The sequence below is a fragment of the Pseudarthrobacter sp. MOO14 genome (assembly GCF_058267675.1).
Window position 1 is genome coordinate 1008310 of record NZ_CM177849.1, and the last position, 14729, is coordinate 1023038.

At 66.9% G+C, this 14729-nt stretch carries 11 protein-coding genes; 4 read left to right on the top strand and 7 right to left on the bottom strand.

Annotation, left to right across the window (positions count from 1 at the left end; genetic code table 11):
* Positions 1–40: 40 nt before the first annotated feature.
* Both AC4EEV_RS04630 and AC4EEV_RS04635 read right to left on the bottom strand, forming a co-directional pair.
* The gene (locus tag AC4EEV_RS04630; protein ID WP_109863693.1) at positions 41–1780 is read right to left on the bottom strand and encodes a glycerol-3-phosphate dehydrogenase/oxidase; all 1740 of its coding nucleotides are present in this window, start codon (positions 1778–1780) and stop codon (positions 41–43) included.
* A gap of 101 nt (positions 1781–1881) precedes the next feature.
* Positions 1882–3018 (bottom strand): GuaB3 family IMP dehydrogenase-related protein, encoded by a 1137-nt coding sequence (locus AC4EEV_RS04635; protein WP_018760366.1) that lies wholly within the window; start codon positions 3016–3018, stop codon positions 1882–1884.
* 154 nt (positions 3019–3172) lie between these two features.
* On the opposite strand from AC4EEV_RS04635, the gene AC4EEV_RS04640 reads away from it, so the two are divergent.
* The 3 genes from AC4EEV_RS04640 to AC4EEV_RS04650 are packed head-to-tail and all read left to right on the top strand — an operon-like array spanning position 3173 to position 4671.
* Positions 3173–3397, top strand: a complete 225-nt coding sequence (locus AC4EEV_RS04640; protein WP_491330238.1) for a hypothetical protein — start codon at positions 3173–3175, stop codon at positions 3395–3397.
* The gene (locus AC4EEV_RS04645) at positions 3394–4041 is read left to right on the top strand and encodes a hypothetical protein (RefSeq protein WP_018760368.1); all 648 of its coding nucleotides are present in this window, start codon (positions 3394–3396) and stop codon (positions 4039–4041) included. The genes AC4EEV_RS04640 and AC4EEV_RS04645 overlap by 4 nt, the downstream gene beginning before the upstream one ends.
* Before the next feature lie 24 nt (positions 4042–4065).
* Positions 4066–4671: a hypothetical protein gene (locus AC4EEV_RS04650; RefSeq protein ID WP_133831038.1), complete on the top strand. Its 606-nt coding sequence runs from the start codon at positions 4066–4068 to the stop codon at positions 4669–4671.
* Here the strand turns inward: AC4EEV_RS04650 and AC4EEV_RS04655 are convergent.
* The 4 genes from AC4EEV_RS04655 to AC4EEV_RS04670 all read right to left on the bottom strand — a co-directional run bounded on the left by AC4EEV_RS04655 (position 4668) and on the right by AC4EEV_RS04670 (position 12062).
* On the bottom strand, positions 4668–6527 hold the full coding sequence (locus AC4EEV_RS04655) for an ABC transporter ATP-binding protein (RefSeq protein ID WP_491330239.1): 1860 nt from the start codon (positions 6525–6527) through the stop codon (positions 4668–4670). The two genes, AC4EEV_RS04650 and AC4EEV_RS04655, sit on opposite strands and share 4 nt — an antisense overlap.
* A gap of 73 nt (positions 6528–6600) precedes the next feature.
* Positions 6601–8169, bottom strand: coding sequence for an HNH endonuclease signature motif containing protein (locus AC4EEV_RS04660; RefSeq protein WP_491330240.1), 1569 nt, complete (start codon positions 8167–8169; stop codon positions 6601–6603).
* Between the two features lie 106 nt (positions 8170–8275).
* On the bottom strand, positions 8276–9787 hold the full coding sequence (gene guaB / locus AC4EEV_RS04665) for an IMP dehydrogenase (RefSeq protein WP_018760372.1): 1512 nt from the start codon (positions 9785–9787) through the stop codon (positions 8276–8278).
* 202 nt (positions 9788–9989) lie between these two features.
* Positions 9990–12062, bottom strand: a complete 2073-nt coding sequence (locus tag AC4EEV_RS04670) for an acyltransferase family protein (RefSeq protein WP_491330241.1) — start codon at positions 12060–12062, stop codon at positions 9990–9992.
* Between the two features lie 170 nt (positions 12063–12232).
* Between AC4EEV_RS04670 and AC4EEV_RS04675 the strand changes: the two genes are divergently transcribed.
* Complete coding sequence (locus AC4EEV_RS04675; RefSeq protein WP_285319073.1) at positions 12233–13156, top strand: DUF389 domain-containing protein; 924 nt, start codon at positions 12233–12235, stop codon at positions 13154–13156.
* 38 nt (positions 13157–13194) lie between these two features.
* On the opposite strand, the gene AC4EEV_RS04680 is transcribed toward AC4EEV_RS04675, so the two are convergent.
* Entirely contained in the window at positions 13195–14718 is a 1524-nt protein-coding gene (locus AC4EEV_RS04680) for an ATP-dependent DNA ligase (RefSeq protein ID WP_491330242.1), read from the bottom strand.
* Between the last annotated feature and the right edge of the window lie 11 nt (positions 14719–14729).

Sequence of the window (14729 nt, forward strand, 5' to 3'; positions counted from 1 at the left end):
GGCGTATCCCTTCAGTCAGCAGTGCGGGGCGAGCGGCCCCTCAGCGCAAGGGCACGATGTCTTCCACGCCCAGGCGGGCAGCGTCCGCGGATTCGTCGTCCGGCTGTTGCTGGCTGAGGCGCTCGGCCTCCACCCTGGCAATGTAGTGGCGGACTTCGTTTTCGCGCTGCGCGTCACTCCAGCCAAGAACGTCACCCATCAGTTTAGCGACAACGGGGGCAGCAGACACGCCCCGGTCCCACGCCTCGATCGAAATCCGCGTACGGCGGGTCAGGACGTCCTGCACGTGGCGGGCCCCCTCATGGGTGGCGGCGTAGACGGCTTCGGCCTGCAGGTAGTCATCGGCCCCGGGGATGGGTTCGGCCAGCTCCTTATCCTGCGCGATGATGGCCAGGACCTCGGGCGTCATTGATCCGTACCTGTTGAGGAGGTGTTCAATGCGGGCCACGTGCACGCCGGATTCCTCGGCGGTGCGGTTCCTCCGGTTCCAGGCGGCCCGGAAGCCGCTGGCACCGAGAAGCGGGATGGTTTCGGTGCAACTGGGCGGAACCCGTTCGTCCATGGTGCGGGTGGCTTCGTCGACGGCGTCCTTGGCCATGACCCGGTACGTGGTCCACTTTCCGCCGGCCACCACCACCAGGCCCGGGACGGGGTGCGCCACCACGTGTTCGCGGGAGAGCTTGGCCGTGGAGTCGTTTTCACCGGCGAGCAGCGGCCGCAGTCCGGCATAGACCCCTTCAACGTCCTCCCTGGTCAATGGCCGCTTCAGCACCTTGTTGACGTGCTCGAGGATGTAGTCGATGTCCTTGCTGGACGCGGCCGGGTGGGCTTTGTCCAGGTGCCAGTCAGTATCGGTCGTGCCGATGATCCAGTGCCGCCCCCAGGGGATGACGAACAGGACGGACTTCTCCGTGCGAAGGATCAGCCCCACCGTTGACTGGAACCGGTCCCGCGGAACCACCAGGTGGATGCCCTTGGAGGCGCGGACCTTGAGCTGGCCCCGGTCGGTGACCATGGCCTGGGTTTCGTCGGTCCAGACGCCTGTGGCGTTGATGACCTGCCTCGCGCGGACCTTGAACTCCGTGCCGTCCTCGCGGTTGGAAACTTTGGCTCCCACCACCCGCTCCCCTTCGCGCAGGAAGTCCACCACGGCCATCTGGTTGACGGCGTGGGCTCCGTAGTAGGCGGCGGTACGGATGAGGTTGGCCACGTACTTCGCGTCGTCCACCTGGCCGTCGTAGTAGCGGATCGAGCCCACGAAGGCGTCGTCCTTCAGGCTGGGGGCGGCACGGAGGGTTCCACGCCTGCTCAGGTGTTTGTGGAACGGCACGCCGCGGCTGTGCCCGCTGGAGATCGACATGACGTCGTACAGCGCAATGCCGGCGCCGACGTAGGGCCGTTCAATGAACGGCTTGGTCAGCGGATAGAGGAATGGCACCGGCCGGGCCAGGTGCGGGGCAATTTCCGAAAGCAGCAGTCCGCGTTCCTGGAGGGCCTCCTTGACCAGGGCGAAGTCAAGCATTTCCAGGTAGCGCAGGCCGCCGTGGATGAGTTTCGAGGACCGCGACGACGTTCCGGCGGCCCAGTCGCTTGCCTCGACGATGCCAACGCTCAGCCCGCGGGTCACGGCGTCCAGTGCGGCTCCCGCACCGACGATGCCGCCGCCCACGATCAGGATGTCCAGTTCCTGGCCAGGTTCCGCGGTGGCGCGCAACCGCCCTATGGATGCTTCCCTGGCTTCCGGGCCGAGAACTCCGCCGTTTGCAGGAACACTCTTCATTGAACGCCTCCAGTGCCGCTAGTGCCGGTAGTAAACCCACACTACTTGCTGGAAGCGCGCTTTGGGCAGGGCGGCGGTGACTGCCGCCCCGCCCAATCGGGTCAGTTCCCCGCGTAGGGCGAGACCACGACGTCGACCCGCTGGAATTCCTTCAGGTCCGAATAGCCGGTGGTCGCCATGGAGCGGCGCAGCGCGCCGATGAGGTTGGACGTGCCGTTGGTGTGGTGGCCGGGTCCGAACAGGACTTCCTCCAGGGGTCCCACGGTGCCCACGTTGGCGCGGTCCCCGCGCGGGAGCTCCGTGTGGTGGGCTTCCTGGCCCCAGTGCCAGCCTTTGCCCGGCGCCTCCTCTGCCCTGGCCAGGGCGCTGCCCAGCATGACGGCGTCGGCGCCCATGGCAATGGCTTTGACGATGTCACCCGAGGTGCCCATGCCGCCGTCGGCAATCACGTGGACGTAGCGGCCGCCGGACTCGTCCATGTAGTCACGGCGGGCGGCCGCGACGTCGGAAATGGCTGAAGCCATGGGCGAGTGGATGCCCAGGGCGCGACGCGTGGTGGTGGTTGCGCCGCCGCCGAAGCCCACCAGCACACCTGCCGCGCCGGTACGCATCAGGTGCAGTGCCGGGGTGTAGCCCGCCGCCCCGCCCACGATGACGGGGACGTCGAGTTCGTAGATGAACTGCTTCAGGTTCAGCGGTTCGTGGTTCTTGGAGACATGCTCGGCGGACACCGTGGTTCCGCGGATGACGAAGATATCGACGCCGGCGGCGACGACGGTCTTGTAGTGCTCCTGGGTGCGCTGCGGGGTGAGCGATCCGGCCACGGTGACGCCGGCCTCGCGGATCTCGGCCAGACGGGAGGTGATGAGTTCCGGCTGGATGGGCGCACGGTACAGCTCCTGCATCCGGCCTGTCACGGCGGGGCTGTTGACCTCGTCCTGAAGGGCCGCAATCTCGTCCAGCACGGACTGCGGATCCTCGTACCGGGTCCACAGGCCTTCCAGGTCAAGGACGCCCAGGCCGCCAAGCTTGCCGAGGGCGATGGCGGTCTGCGGGGACATGGCCGAGTCCATCGGGGCGGCGATCACAGGCATGCTGAACTGGTAGGCGTCGATCTGCCAGGAGACGGAGACGTCCTTGGGGTCGCGGGTGCGACGGTTGGGGACGATTGCAATGTCATCCAGGGAGTAGGCACGACGCCCACGCTTGCCACGGCCGATCTCGATCTCATAAGTCACTGCTCTAGGTTATCCCAGCAGCTCCGCTGGCCGGGTCCGGACTGCATGCAAGGGTGCAGCCCTGCCCATGGAAGAACTGCCTGGCTACCGCGTAGCCTTGGGCAGGGGAATTCGGTGAACGCTCCCCGCGCCCACCTTCCGAGGAGAACCAACCATGGCCACCTGTTCTATCCGTCGCTGGCAGCCGATGATGAAGCAGACCTCGCCGTCCCTGCCAGCTGGCTCAAAGACATCCCTCCCGCAGGCTGACCAGCACGAACACGCCGGTACAGGTGCGGCCGGCGTGGAAATCGCCGCCGGTGACGAAACGCAGCCTGCGACCACGGCCCCGGGCCTGGCGGACCGGCTGCGCCATGGACTGGGCTTGCTTCCGGCATGACACATCACAATCCCTTCCCCGCAGATGCGCCCGTCCACTCCCTCGAGCACTGGCTGGCTCCGGAACTGGCTCGGATCAGCCCGCCAAACGCTCCGTCCCGGCTGCGTCAACTGGCTGACGCCCAAGGTACCGGAGCCGCCGGCTGGAGCAGCGCAATCGCCGGCGGTCCCGTCCTGGCCCTCGCGGGCATGTTTTTTGCCGTCACGTCGGGGAACCCTGCCGCAGCGCTCGTACTGGTCCCTCTGGGGGTTGGCCTGATGCTTTCGGGCCTCTTTGGATGGAAGCGAGCCCGGGCCGCCCTGCCCACCCCCGACAGGGTCCTGATCAGCCGTGGCCCGGGATCCGCCCGTGGTGGCGTCGCCATGATGTCAGTACTGGCAGTCGCGCTGGGCGCCATCATGGTCCTCTACCTGCCCTCGGCCACGGCGAAGGGCAATGGTGCGGCAATAACACTCGTGGGAGCCTTCGTACTCATCCTGCTTCTCCTGGTCGCATGCATCGTGGTCCCGTCAACGGTCATGGGCCGCGCCCGGCAATCGTTCCGGGAAAGGGTGCAATCCAACCCCGAGCTTCGGCGGGCAGTTGAAGAAGATTTGGCCCTCTGGCGCGATCCTCATGGCAATGCCGCCTACGGACCGCTCTGATAACCGGTCAGCGGCAGGATTGTGATGGGCAAACGCTGGATCTTCGACGGGCATATTGCAGGTATTGGCACGGCATCCGGGCTCCGCGCCGTGGTGGGCATCTGGCAAGACTCCCCCTTCGGTTCGTTTGCCGACGTCATGGTGCAGCAACCCTCGGGGCACCGGCTGCTGTTGGCACCCCGGCCGGATGTGGCAGAGTTCATCGCGGCCACCTACACGTTCGATGAGGTGCGTTTGGTTGACGTCTCCGCCGTGTTGGGTGAACGGGCGCTAAGGGTCGACGCCGGCCCCTTGGCAATCCGGGCCGTGACCGGGGCGAGGACCTTCCTGGGTACGGCTTTGCGGGCCGTACCGCGGCGCCTTGCGGTGCACCCGCGCTGGCTTTCCGCCGTCAGTCCGCTTGCCGCGTTGGCGGCCCCGGGAGCCCGCACCTACGGCACGGCGGGCAGCGGCAGGGCGGAGTATTACGGGGTGAGCGACCTGCACCACGTCACCTCCGCCGTCGTCCGCTGGGAAGGCGCCGACGCCGGGACCCTGGCTCCCATCCGGCCCGCCGTGACGTTCGGGTTCAGCAGCGTCCCGCCCAGGCCGAGCGTGGCACGGGTCCGCACCACCGTGGTGCAGTCCTAGGTTCCGGTCGGTTCCTCGACGGTCAACTGGGATTCGAACATCCTGAAGTACCTGCCGCGGAGGGCCACCAGTTCTTTGTGCGTGCCCTGCTCGACGATCCTGCCGTCTTCCAGCATGTAGACGACGTCGGCCTTTTCGATGGTGGCCAGCCGGTGGCTGATGGCAATGATGGTGCTGTCGCGGTCGGCGAAAAGGCGGGTGAATATCCTGTGCTCGGCGAGGGCGTCGATGGCGGACGTCGGTTCGTCCATCACCATGAACGAGGCGTCCCGGTAGAAGTTCCTGGCCATGGCCAGGCGCTGCCATTGGCCGCCGGAGAGGCCGCTTCCTTTACGGCCCCGCGGATCCTCCATCCAGTTGCTGACGTGGTTGTCCAGGCCGTTGGGCAGTTTGTTGATGAACTCCAAAGCTTCGGCGTCTGCTGCCGCCCGCCGGATGCGGCCGTCATCGCGCCGGCTGTCGACGTCGCCGAAATAGATATTCTCCGCGGCCGTGGCGAACTCGTACTTCAGGAACTCCTGGCTAAGGACCGCCAGGTGCCGGTGCCAGGAGGTGACGTCGACGGCGGCGAGGTCCACGCCGTCGAGCAGCACCTGTCCGGAGTCCGGGCGGTAGAGGCCGGCGAGGATGCGGATCAGCGTCGACTTTCCGGCGCCGTTCTCCCCCACGATGGCGATGTGCTGGCCGCGCCTGATGGTGAGGCTGATTCCCCGAATCACCTCGATATCACTGCCCGTGTAGGTGAAGCGGATGTCCTTCAGTTCCACTTCCTGTGGAGCCTCCAACAGGGGCGGTGCATGTTCGGCGTGAACGGGCATCCCCATGAAGGTCTCGTAGTCCGTCAGGTTGGCCAGGTCTTCGTCAATGGAACTTAGTGAGGACACCAGGTTGTTGGCGGTGGACAAGGCGCGGCTGACGATCTGCTGGACGTACAGGAATTGGCCTACGGGCTGGGCCCGGGCGATGACTTGGCCCACCACCCAGATCAGCGAGACTACCTCGGCGCCGTACTGCAGGGCGTCCGCAGCCAGCTGCCTGGGGATGTAGCGCCGCTGGTAATCAAGACGGCGCCGTTCGTCCGCGTCGCGGAGGCGGGAGCGGAGGTCCATGAGGAAGCGGACGATCCCGTAGAGCCGCATCTCTGCGATGTGCTGCGGGCGGAGCAGGTTGGTTTCGATCATTCGGCGCTGGCGGCGTGAGTCCACCTGGGTGTTCCAGTGCGCAATCTGCTCCCGGGAGAGCTTGAACTGCAGATACACGCTGGGAATGATGGCCACCAGCACGATGACGGCGATCCACCAGCTCACCAGCAGCAGGGCACCGATGGCCAGGATGACCGAGACCAGCTGAGTGAAAATGGCGGCGATCCGGTCCAGGACGCGGGCGTACGAGTCCGAGAACCGCTTGGCGCGGTCGTAGAGGTCCACCGTCTCCTTGTCGTCGTAGCGCCAGAATTCCAGCGCAAGGAATCGTTCGTACATTTGGTCGCCCACGATGGCGCCAACCTTGAAGCTCATCAACTGCTGGATGTAGCGGTCGACGCTGCTGAAGGCGCCCCAAAAGAGGCCCAGCGCCGCGGTGACCACGACGTAGACGATCGCAAGGCGTCCGGCTCCGGCGTCGCCCGCATATGCAGCAGCAAGCGCCGTGGTGGTCCGTGACGCAAAGTAGGTGGTGACCAGGGGAAGGACGGCCGAAATCAGCGAGCCGAGCACCTTCATGATCACCGCGCCCGGGGACGCCCGGAAACTGACCCTGAGGACCTGGGCTACGGCGCGCGCGTACGGCCTGATGGCAAGCCGTTTTTGCGTATCGCGTTTTGGGGTGAGTTCCGCCGGATGGCGCGGTTGGGACATGGAATCAGCCTAGTGCTGGCACCGGTTGAAACGGTCAACACCGGACGATCTGCTGAACGACGTCAGACACGACCTAGACCGACAGCACGAACGGTTTTGCGAAGTATCCGGCCCGGACGGGGTCCTCTTCCGGGAGGTCGTTGAGGTCTATGAGGTTGGCGTCGTCCGGTTCCCATGGCGGGAGGTCTTCAATGCCTGCCTGTTCGCCGTGGAATTGGATGGGCATTGCTTTAGTTCTGGCCGGCAGGGTTCCTGGTGGCCAGTGGGTTGGTTGGGGGTCTGGGTGTTCGGGTTTGTAGTGGCGGCCGGTGGGTGAGGTCCAGCCGGGTGGTTTGTTTTTGGTGGCTGGGTCGGGGGTCCAGGTGGTGTGGTGTTTGAGGCGGTGGTGTCGGGGGCAGAGTTGGGCGAGGTTGTGGGTTCCGGTGGTGCCGCCGTGGTGCCAGGGGTTGAGGTGGTCGGTGTCGTTGTCGGGGGTGTGGTTGGTGCAGCCGGGGAAGGTGCATGTGGTGTCCCGCAGCCGGAGCCATTGTTTGATGGTCTCCGGGAGCCGGTAGCGGGTGCGGCCGATTTCCAGGGGTGCCCCGTCGCGGGGGTCGACCAGGACCCGGTAGAACGATTCCGTCCCGCCGGCGACGAGCTTGCGTGCCATGGATGCCGGGACCGGCCCGAACCCGTCCAGCACGGCCGGTTCCTCGGTGAGGCCCAGCAGCGAGAACACCGGGACCGTGACCAGGACATCCGCCCGCGGCGTGGGGATCTTGCCAATAGCACCGGCATCTGCGGCAGCTTCACCCGGGGCTGTCGCGTTTCCGGCGCCGAGGAGCAGGGACGCGGTGACGTCGGCGCGGAGCTGGGTGAGGGTGCGGGGCTCGTCGGGGGTTTGGAGGCCGCGGGCGGTGGCGGTGCTGCGGTTCCAGATCGCGCACGCGGTGTCCCCGGGCAGGTAGAGCGAGAGCCAGGCCATCCCGTCGCGGTCCGGGGCGTAATCCATCCGCCGGTCCGCCACCCCCTTGGCGTGGCGTTTTTCCAGGGTTTCGGGGTGGTGGCGTTCCCGCCAGGCCCGGACCTTCGCCCGGAACCGGGACGGGACAAGGTCACCGGGCGCCGCGCCGCGGGCGGGGTTGGGCGCGTCGGGGTCGAAGAAGTGCGCCACCAACCCGGCCGCCCCTGCAGGGGTGAGGCCTTCGGTTTCGTCGGCCACGATCCGGGCGTGCTGCCACGACACCGCACCCGTGGACAGGGCCTCAACCACAGGGGGCAGGGAGCAGACCCGGCGGGACTGCTCCACCAGCGCCCCGGAAACCCCCGAACTGATGGTCAGGACCCCGGCGATCTCCTCCACCACCGACATCTCCGCGAACGTGCGCTCATCCACCGGAGCGTCCGGCGGAAGCAGAGCATGCTGGATCTCAACCGCATCCGCCACATCCCGCGCCTTCACCGCCGCCAGCTGGGCCTCCAACCGGGCCACCACCTCCAGCCGCCCCAGACATGACTCATACCGCCGCTGCAACACATCCACATCAGCGCCAGTGCCGGTACCTGAAGCGAAGGAACCATCCACCCGAACCAGCCCGCTGAGCGCAGCAACAGAGGCAGAAACACCCTCCATCACCACCGCCAAATCAGAACCGATTCCCATAAACACATCATCCAACGGGGGTCCGACATTCAAAGACGACGAGGCCTGCGGCGGAAAACAAAAGGAGGCAGGGCCGAAACCCTGCCTCCTTTGTTGACTCCTGTGCCTACCGCGAACCGTAGTTCGGTGCTTCCACCGTCATCTGGATATCGTGCGGGTGCGATTCCTTCAGCCCGGCGGAGGTGATCCGGACGAACTTGCCACGGGCCTTCAGCTCGGGGATGGTCGGCGCGCCGGTGTAGAACATGGTCTGGCGCAGGCCGCCCACCAGCTGGTAGGCCACCGAGGACAGCGGGCCGCGGTACGCCACGCGGCCTTCGATGCCTTCCGGGATCAGCTTGTCGTCGCCGGAAACGTCCGCCTGGAAGTAGCGGTCCTTGGAGTAGGACGTGTTCTTGCCGCGCGACTGCATGGCACCCAACGACCCCATGCCACGGTAGGACTTGAACTGCTTGCCGTTGACGAAGATCAGCTCACCCGGGGACTCGTCGCAGCCGGCGAGCAGGGAACCGAGCATGACGGTGTCGGCACCGGCAACCAGGGCCTTGCCGATGTCGCCGGAGTACTGCAGGCCGCCGTCGGCGATCAGTGGAACGCCGGCCGGGATGGCCGCCTTGGCGGACTCGTAGATGGCGGTGATCTGCGGAACACCCACACCGGCCACCACGCGGGTGGTGCAGATCGAGCCGGGCCCAACGCCCACCTTGATGCCGTCGGCGCCGGCGTCGATCAGTGCCTGGGCGCCCTCGCGGGTGGCGGCCTGGCCGCCGATGATGTCCACGTGCGCGGCAACAGGGTCGGACTTCAGCCTGCGGATCATATCCAGCACACCCTGGGAGTGGCCGTTGGCGGTGTCCACGAACAGGGCGTCCACCCCGGCGTCCACCAAGGTCATGGCGCGCTCCCAGCCGTCACCAAAGAAGCCGATGGCTGCACCTACGCGGAGGCGGCCTTCGTCGTCCTTGGTGGCCAGCGGGTACTGTTCGGCCTTGGTGAAGTCCTTGGTGGTGATCAGGCCCTTGAGCCGGCCCTGCTCGTCCACGAGCGGGAGCTTTTCGATCTTATTGGTGGCCAGCTTATGGGAGGCTTCGTCGCGGCTGATGCCCACGTGGCCGGTGACCAGGGGCATCTTGGTCATGACGTCGCTGACCAGCCGCAGCGGGAAGTCGGACTCCGGTACGAAGCGGGTGTCGCGGTTGGTGACGATGCCCAGCAGGCGGTTGTCCTCGTCCACCACGGGAAGGCCTGACACGCGGTAGTGGGCGCAGAGGTCATCCAGTTCCCGGAGCGTGGCCTCGGGGCGGATGGTCAGCGGGTTGGTGATCATGCCCGATTCACTCCGCTTGACCCGGTCCACCTGGTCCGCCTGGTCTGCGATGGAGAGGTTGCGGTGCACCACGCCCAAGCCACCCTGGCGGGCCATGGCGATGGCCATGCGGGACTCGGTGACGGTGTCCATGGCTGCCGAGAGCAGGGGGGTCTGCACGCTGATCCGCTTGGAGATCCGCGATGAGGTATCGGCTTCGGAGGGGATGACGTCGGTGTGGCCCGGCAGGAGCAGGACGTCGTCGTAGGTCAGGCCAATGAAGCCAAAAGGATTGTGTTCGGGCTCGGTCATGAGTGCGCCTCTTACCTTGGTTGCTGGGTCACGGGTAGGGGTTGCAGCCGATGACCAGCCCGTTATTACGGAACTGGCCTGTGCAGACGTTCTTGCGGGACCACCGTGGGATACGGCGTTCCGGGGGCAGAAAGTGTTGACTAAATATTAGAACCTCCGGCCCGATCCCCCTATTCCAGGCCCGCAATGTGAGCAACCGCACTCAGCTCCATCCCGTTGCGGCCAGCAGGCGTTGCTCGAACATGGGGATCATGGTCTCCACATAGGTCCGGGTCAGGTGGTTGTCGTCCTTGTAGACGTAGACGTTCCCGACGACGGCAGGGCAGACGCCGCGGGCGCAGATGAAGTCGCTCATATCCATCAGGTGAAGGCCCGGTACCTTGCCGCGGTAGTTCTCCAGCGGCGAGGGCTCCACGAGGGACTCGGCCAGCGACGGGTTGCACTCCGGCGCGTCGGCGCCGTTGCGTTGCGCACACTCGGGCATGTTGAACGTGAACCTGGGGTTGTCCCGGATGCCCACGATCTCGATGCCCGCCTCGGCGAACGGAGCGACTCCTGCAAGGTAGCCGGGCACCTCCGTTTCGAAGGGCGCGTCCTCATGCGTCAGCGACGCCACTGTGAAGACAGCATCCGGACGATGTTCCAGGACGTAGGCGGAACTGGCCCTGTTGTAGGCGTTGCATTCCGCGTTGCGGGTTTCCGATTCCGCGCCGAACCGGCACGCGGGCATGAGTAATGTCACCAGTTCCCAACCGCGTGCAGCGGCCACCGGAGCCAGGGCGGCAAGGTACTGCTGGGCGTGCGAATCCCCCAGCACCACGATGCGTTTGGTGGCCGGTTCTTCCGGCAGCTCCTGGCGGCACCCCTCCAGGATGGGGTCGTCCGTGGCGTTTGAACCCGTGCAGGGCGAGTCGATTCCGGCCCAGTCGTTGTCCAGTGCAGTCGGGCCGGGAATGGTCCTTGCCCGGGGAGCCGGCACGTTTTCGTTCTCCGGGGTGAGCGCCAACGCACCCGGCGTCAGCTCCCGGGGCTGTGCCGCCGTCGCGCTTTCCTCCGCGGTGAGCGATGTCTGCCAGACGGCGACGGGACCGGCCAGCAGCGCACCGCAGGCAACTACGACGACGGCGGTGCGCCACGCCCGGAGCTTGGGCCAGTGCCAGTCGCGCAACGGTTTTTCAACGAAGCGGGTGGTCAGGAAGGCAAGTACGACGGCGGCTGCAACGATCCCGAGGCCCTGCTTGAGGTTGGGCGCCTCCACCCCCGTGGCCGCCAGGGCCAGCACCAGCAGGGGCCAGTGCCAGAGGTAAAGGGCGTAGGAGTTGTCGCCCAAGGCGACCGCCGGGCGGCTGCTCAGGAGCCTGTCCACGCCGAAGCGGCTGCCGGACTGCCCGGCGACGATGATGGCGGCGGCGGCCAGTGTGGGCCAGAGGGCCACAAAGCCGGGAAAGGACCTGTCGACCGTGAGGAGCAATCCGCACGAGACCATGCCGGCGAGCCCCGCCCAGCCCAGGACCACCCTCAGCGCGCGGCCGGGCCGCAGGTACGGCAACGCCAGCGCCAGCAGCGACCCGAGGGCAAACTCCCAGAGCCTGGCGCCGGTATCGAAGTATGCGTAAGCCTGGTTGGTGGCCGTCTGGTCAATCGAGTAGGCCAGGGACGCGGCGAACACCACGCCAAAAACCACGGCCAACAGGCCCCGGTAGGCCATGCGGCGCAACAGGGGGATCCGGCGGGCGGCGGGCAGGAGCGCGGCGGTTGCGGCGAAGATCAGCGGCCACAGGATGAAGACTTGCCCCTGGATGGACAAGGACCAGAAGTGCTGCAGCGGGCTGGCTCCTGCGTGGTCCTGGGCGTAGTAGTCCACCGCGGCGTCAGCCAGTACCCAGTTTTGGCTGTACAACAGCGAGGCCCAGGCTTGGTCCAGGATCTGCGGCCAGCGGCTTTGGGGCAGGATCAGCCATGTGCCGGCCAGCACCCCGAGGATCACCACGACGGCGGCCGGCAGGAGGCGCTTGAAGAGGTGCAGCCAATGGGCCATCAGCCGGAAGGGCTGGCCGGACTCTGCCTTGCGGACAAAGGAGAGCGTGAGCAGGAAGGCCGAGATCAGCAGGAATACGTCCACCCCGCCGGACACGCGTCCCAACCAGACGTGATAGGCCACGACCATGAGGACCGCCAGTGCACGCAGTCCCTGGACCTCTGGCCGGAAGGTCGGTTTACGGTCGCGGCCGGGGGCTTGTCCCGCTGGATGCGGCGCTGTCCGGGTTCCTGTCATCGACACTCCAAAACCCCTCACGCCGCCGGCCAGCCAAAACATTAAGCCTACGCACCGGGGTTTGGAAGGGCCAATCCGGGGTCCGGCGCGAACTAAGCTGGGCCGAGGTGTGGAAGGGAGCCGGCGTGATTGTCCAATTGCGGATTTGCGTGCCCAAAGAATTGTCCGAGGTGACGGTGCAGACTTGCCGGGACCAGGTGGGAACGGCGGGGGTGGCGTTGGTTCCCGGCGCGTCCGTGGTGCCGGCGGGCGACGTCATCGAGGTCCAGGTCGCCAGGGAATCCGTGGAGGAACTCCTGGAGAAGCTCCAGGTCCTGAAGATCCGCGACGTGGGATCCGTGGCCATGACGACGCCGGAGTTCGTGCTCTCCAGCAGTGCCGACCGGGCGGAGCATGCCGCCCCCGGGGACGGCGCGGACGCGGTGATCTGGGACGACGTAACGCGCCAAACCGGTGAGGACTCCAGGCTGACCTGGAACTTCCTGGCCTTCCTGGTGCTGGCAACCCAGCTCGCCGGAATCGGCATCGTGACCGATTCGCCGATCGCAATTGTGGGTGCCATGGCGGTGGGACCGGAGTTTGGGCCGCTGGCCGCCCTCGCCGTTTCGCTGGCCACCCGGCAGTGGAAGCTTGGCCGCCGCGCCGCCATTGCCTTGGGGGTTGGGTTCCCCGTAGCCATGCTGCTGGCGGCATTGACTGCATGGCTGTCCATCCCGCTGGGCCTCTTCCCGCGCAATGCCCTGGATACGGGTTCGGCCGTCGAATTCATCTACCATCCGGGCCCTTATTCACTGATCGTTGCCGTGCTGGCGGGTATCGCGGGCATGCTGTCGATTATCGGCAGGCGCTCGGCGGCACTCATCGGCGTATTCATCTCGGTGACCACGGTCCCGGCCGCCGGGTACGTTGCCGTTGCCTTGGTGCTGGGTGAATACCCGAAGGCGGCCGGCTCGGCCCTGCAGCTGTTGCTGAACCTCGTCGGCATTGTCGTGGCCGCGGTCGCGGTCCTTCTCTTCTACCGGTTGGTGGCCAGGCGGCGGCCCGCGGCAGCGGCGCACAGCGTGCGGGGCCAACGGAGCGGCCTCCGCCACTGAGCGCCCCAGCACCCGCACAGCCGACAAGGCACAGTCCGCTAAGGACGCAGCAAGGCCCGCAGGGTCCGGATGGTGTCGGCTTCGGCCGGCGATTTGTCGTCCCGGTAGCGCTTCACCCTGGCGAACCTCAGGGCGATCCCGCCCGGGTAGCGCGGTGACTGCTGGACGCCGTCGATGGCGATTTCGACGACGGTGACCGGCTCAACCCACACGGTGCCGGCGGTGCGGCGCACCTCGAGCTCCTGGAATGTCTCCGTCTGCCAGCGGAGCAGCTCATCGGTGAGCCCCTTGAAGGTCTTGCCCACCATGACATAGCCGCCTGGTTCGCCGAAGTCCCCGTCCGGGTCCAGTGCGCCGAGGTGCAGGTTCGAGAGCAGCCCGGTCCGGCGGCCCGACCCCCATTCACAGGCAAGCACCACCAGGTCGTAGGTGAGCACCGGCTTGACTTTCACCCAGTTGGATCCCCGCCGTCCGGCGGCGTAGGCGGACCCGATGGCCTTCACCACCACACCCTCGTGACCCGCAGCCAGCGCCTCGCGGGACACCCGTTCAGCAACCTCCGGGTCCGCCGTAATTTCGCCCGGGATCCGATGGTCCGGGGCAATCCGTTCCAACGCGTCGATGCGCACAGACAACGGTTCGTCCAGCAGATCCCGCCCGTCGATGTGCAGAACATCGAAGAACCAGGGGTGCAGTACCGTTTCCCGCACGGCATCCGCGCCGAACCGGGCCATGGTTTCCTGGAACGGCCGCGGGCCGCCGTCTTCATCGAGGGCCAGGGTCTCGCCGTCGAGGATCACATCCTGCACCGGCAGCCCGCGGACCAGGTCAACCACCTCCGGGAGGCGGTGCGTGACATCGGCGAGGTTGCGGGTGTAGATGCTGACCTCGGCGCCGGACCGGTGGACCTGGATCCGGGCGCCGTCGAGCTTGTATTCCACCGAGGCTTCTCCCGTGGTTTCCAGGGCTTCGCCTGGACTGGCCGCCGTGGCGGCAAGCATGGGCTGCACGGGGCGGCCGACGACGAGGCCCACCGCCTCCAGCTCGGCTGCGGTCCCGGTCATGGCGAGCAGGGCGGTCCCGCCGAGATCCCCGGAGAGCATCGCGGCACGCCGTACGGCGGCAACGGGCCTGTCCGCAGCGCGGGCCACGGCATCGGTCAGGACGCCGTCGAGGGCGCCGGTGCGCAGCTCACCCAGCAGGACGCCGGAGATGAAACCCTGCTCCCCCGCCGTCGCAGCCCGCATCAGGTTCCCGAGCGTCGCGGCGCGACCGGCCGCCGAACCTGCCCCCGCGGTGGCGAGCAGCGTGTCCAGGGCCGCGTCGAGGTCGGCCACAGTGAGGCTTGCTTCCAGGGCCGGTTCGGCCTTCGAAGCCGCGACGCTGCGCCATCCGACACCAACACGGCCCTGCCGGGGCTTCGCCGCCAGCAAGCCCACCGCCGTCGGAATCTCCGCCGGTTCAAGCCGGCGCAGCAGGTCCGCCAGTGCATCCACCTTCGCCAGGCGGGAGCGGGTGGACGCCACGGCGTCCGAGGTTTTGACGAGCTCGAGGAGCAGCATGGCACCATCCT

Bases quoted from the DNA above. Each gene is read 5' to 3' on its own strand.
- AC4EEV_RS04650 (WP_133831038.1), top strand. From the start codon at position 4,066: ATGGGCAAACGCTGGATCTTCGACGGGCATATTGCAGGTATTGGCACG.
- AC4EEV_RS04645 (WP_018760368.1), top strand. From the start codon at position 3,394: ATGACACATCACAATCCCTTCCCCGCAGATGCGCCCGTCCACTCCCTC.
- AC4EEV_RS04660 (WP_491330240.1), bottom strand. From the start codon at position 8,169: ATGGGAATCGGTTCTGATTTGGCGGTGGTGATGGAGGGTGTTTCTGCC.
- AC4EEV_RS04680 (WP_491330242.1), bottom strand. From the start codon at position 14,718: ATGCTGCTCCTCGAGCTCGTCAAAACCTCGGACGCCGTGGCGTCCACC.
- AC4EEV_RS04655 (WP_491330239.1), bottom strand. From the start codon at position 6,527: ATGTCCCAACCGCGCCATCCGGCGGAACTCACCCCAAAACGCGATACG.
- AC4EEV_RS04670 (WP_491330241.1), bottom strand. From the start codon at position 12,062: ATGACAGGAACCCGGACAGCGCCGCATCCAGCGGGACAAGCCCCCGGC.
- guaB (WP_018760372.1), bottom strand. From the start codon at position 9,787: ATGACCGAGCCCGAACACAATCCTTTTGGCTTCATTGGCCTGACCTAC.
- AC4EEV_RS04630 (WP_109863693.1), bottom strand. From the start codon at position 1,780: ATGAAGAGTGTTCCTGCAAACGGCGGAGTTCTCGGCCCGGAAGCCAGG.
- AC4EEV_RS04640 (WP_491330238.1), top strand. From the start codon at position 3,173: ATGGCCACCTGTTCTATCCGTCGCTGGCAGCCGATGATGAAGCAGACC.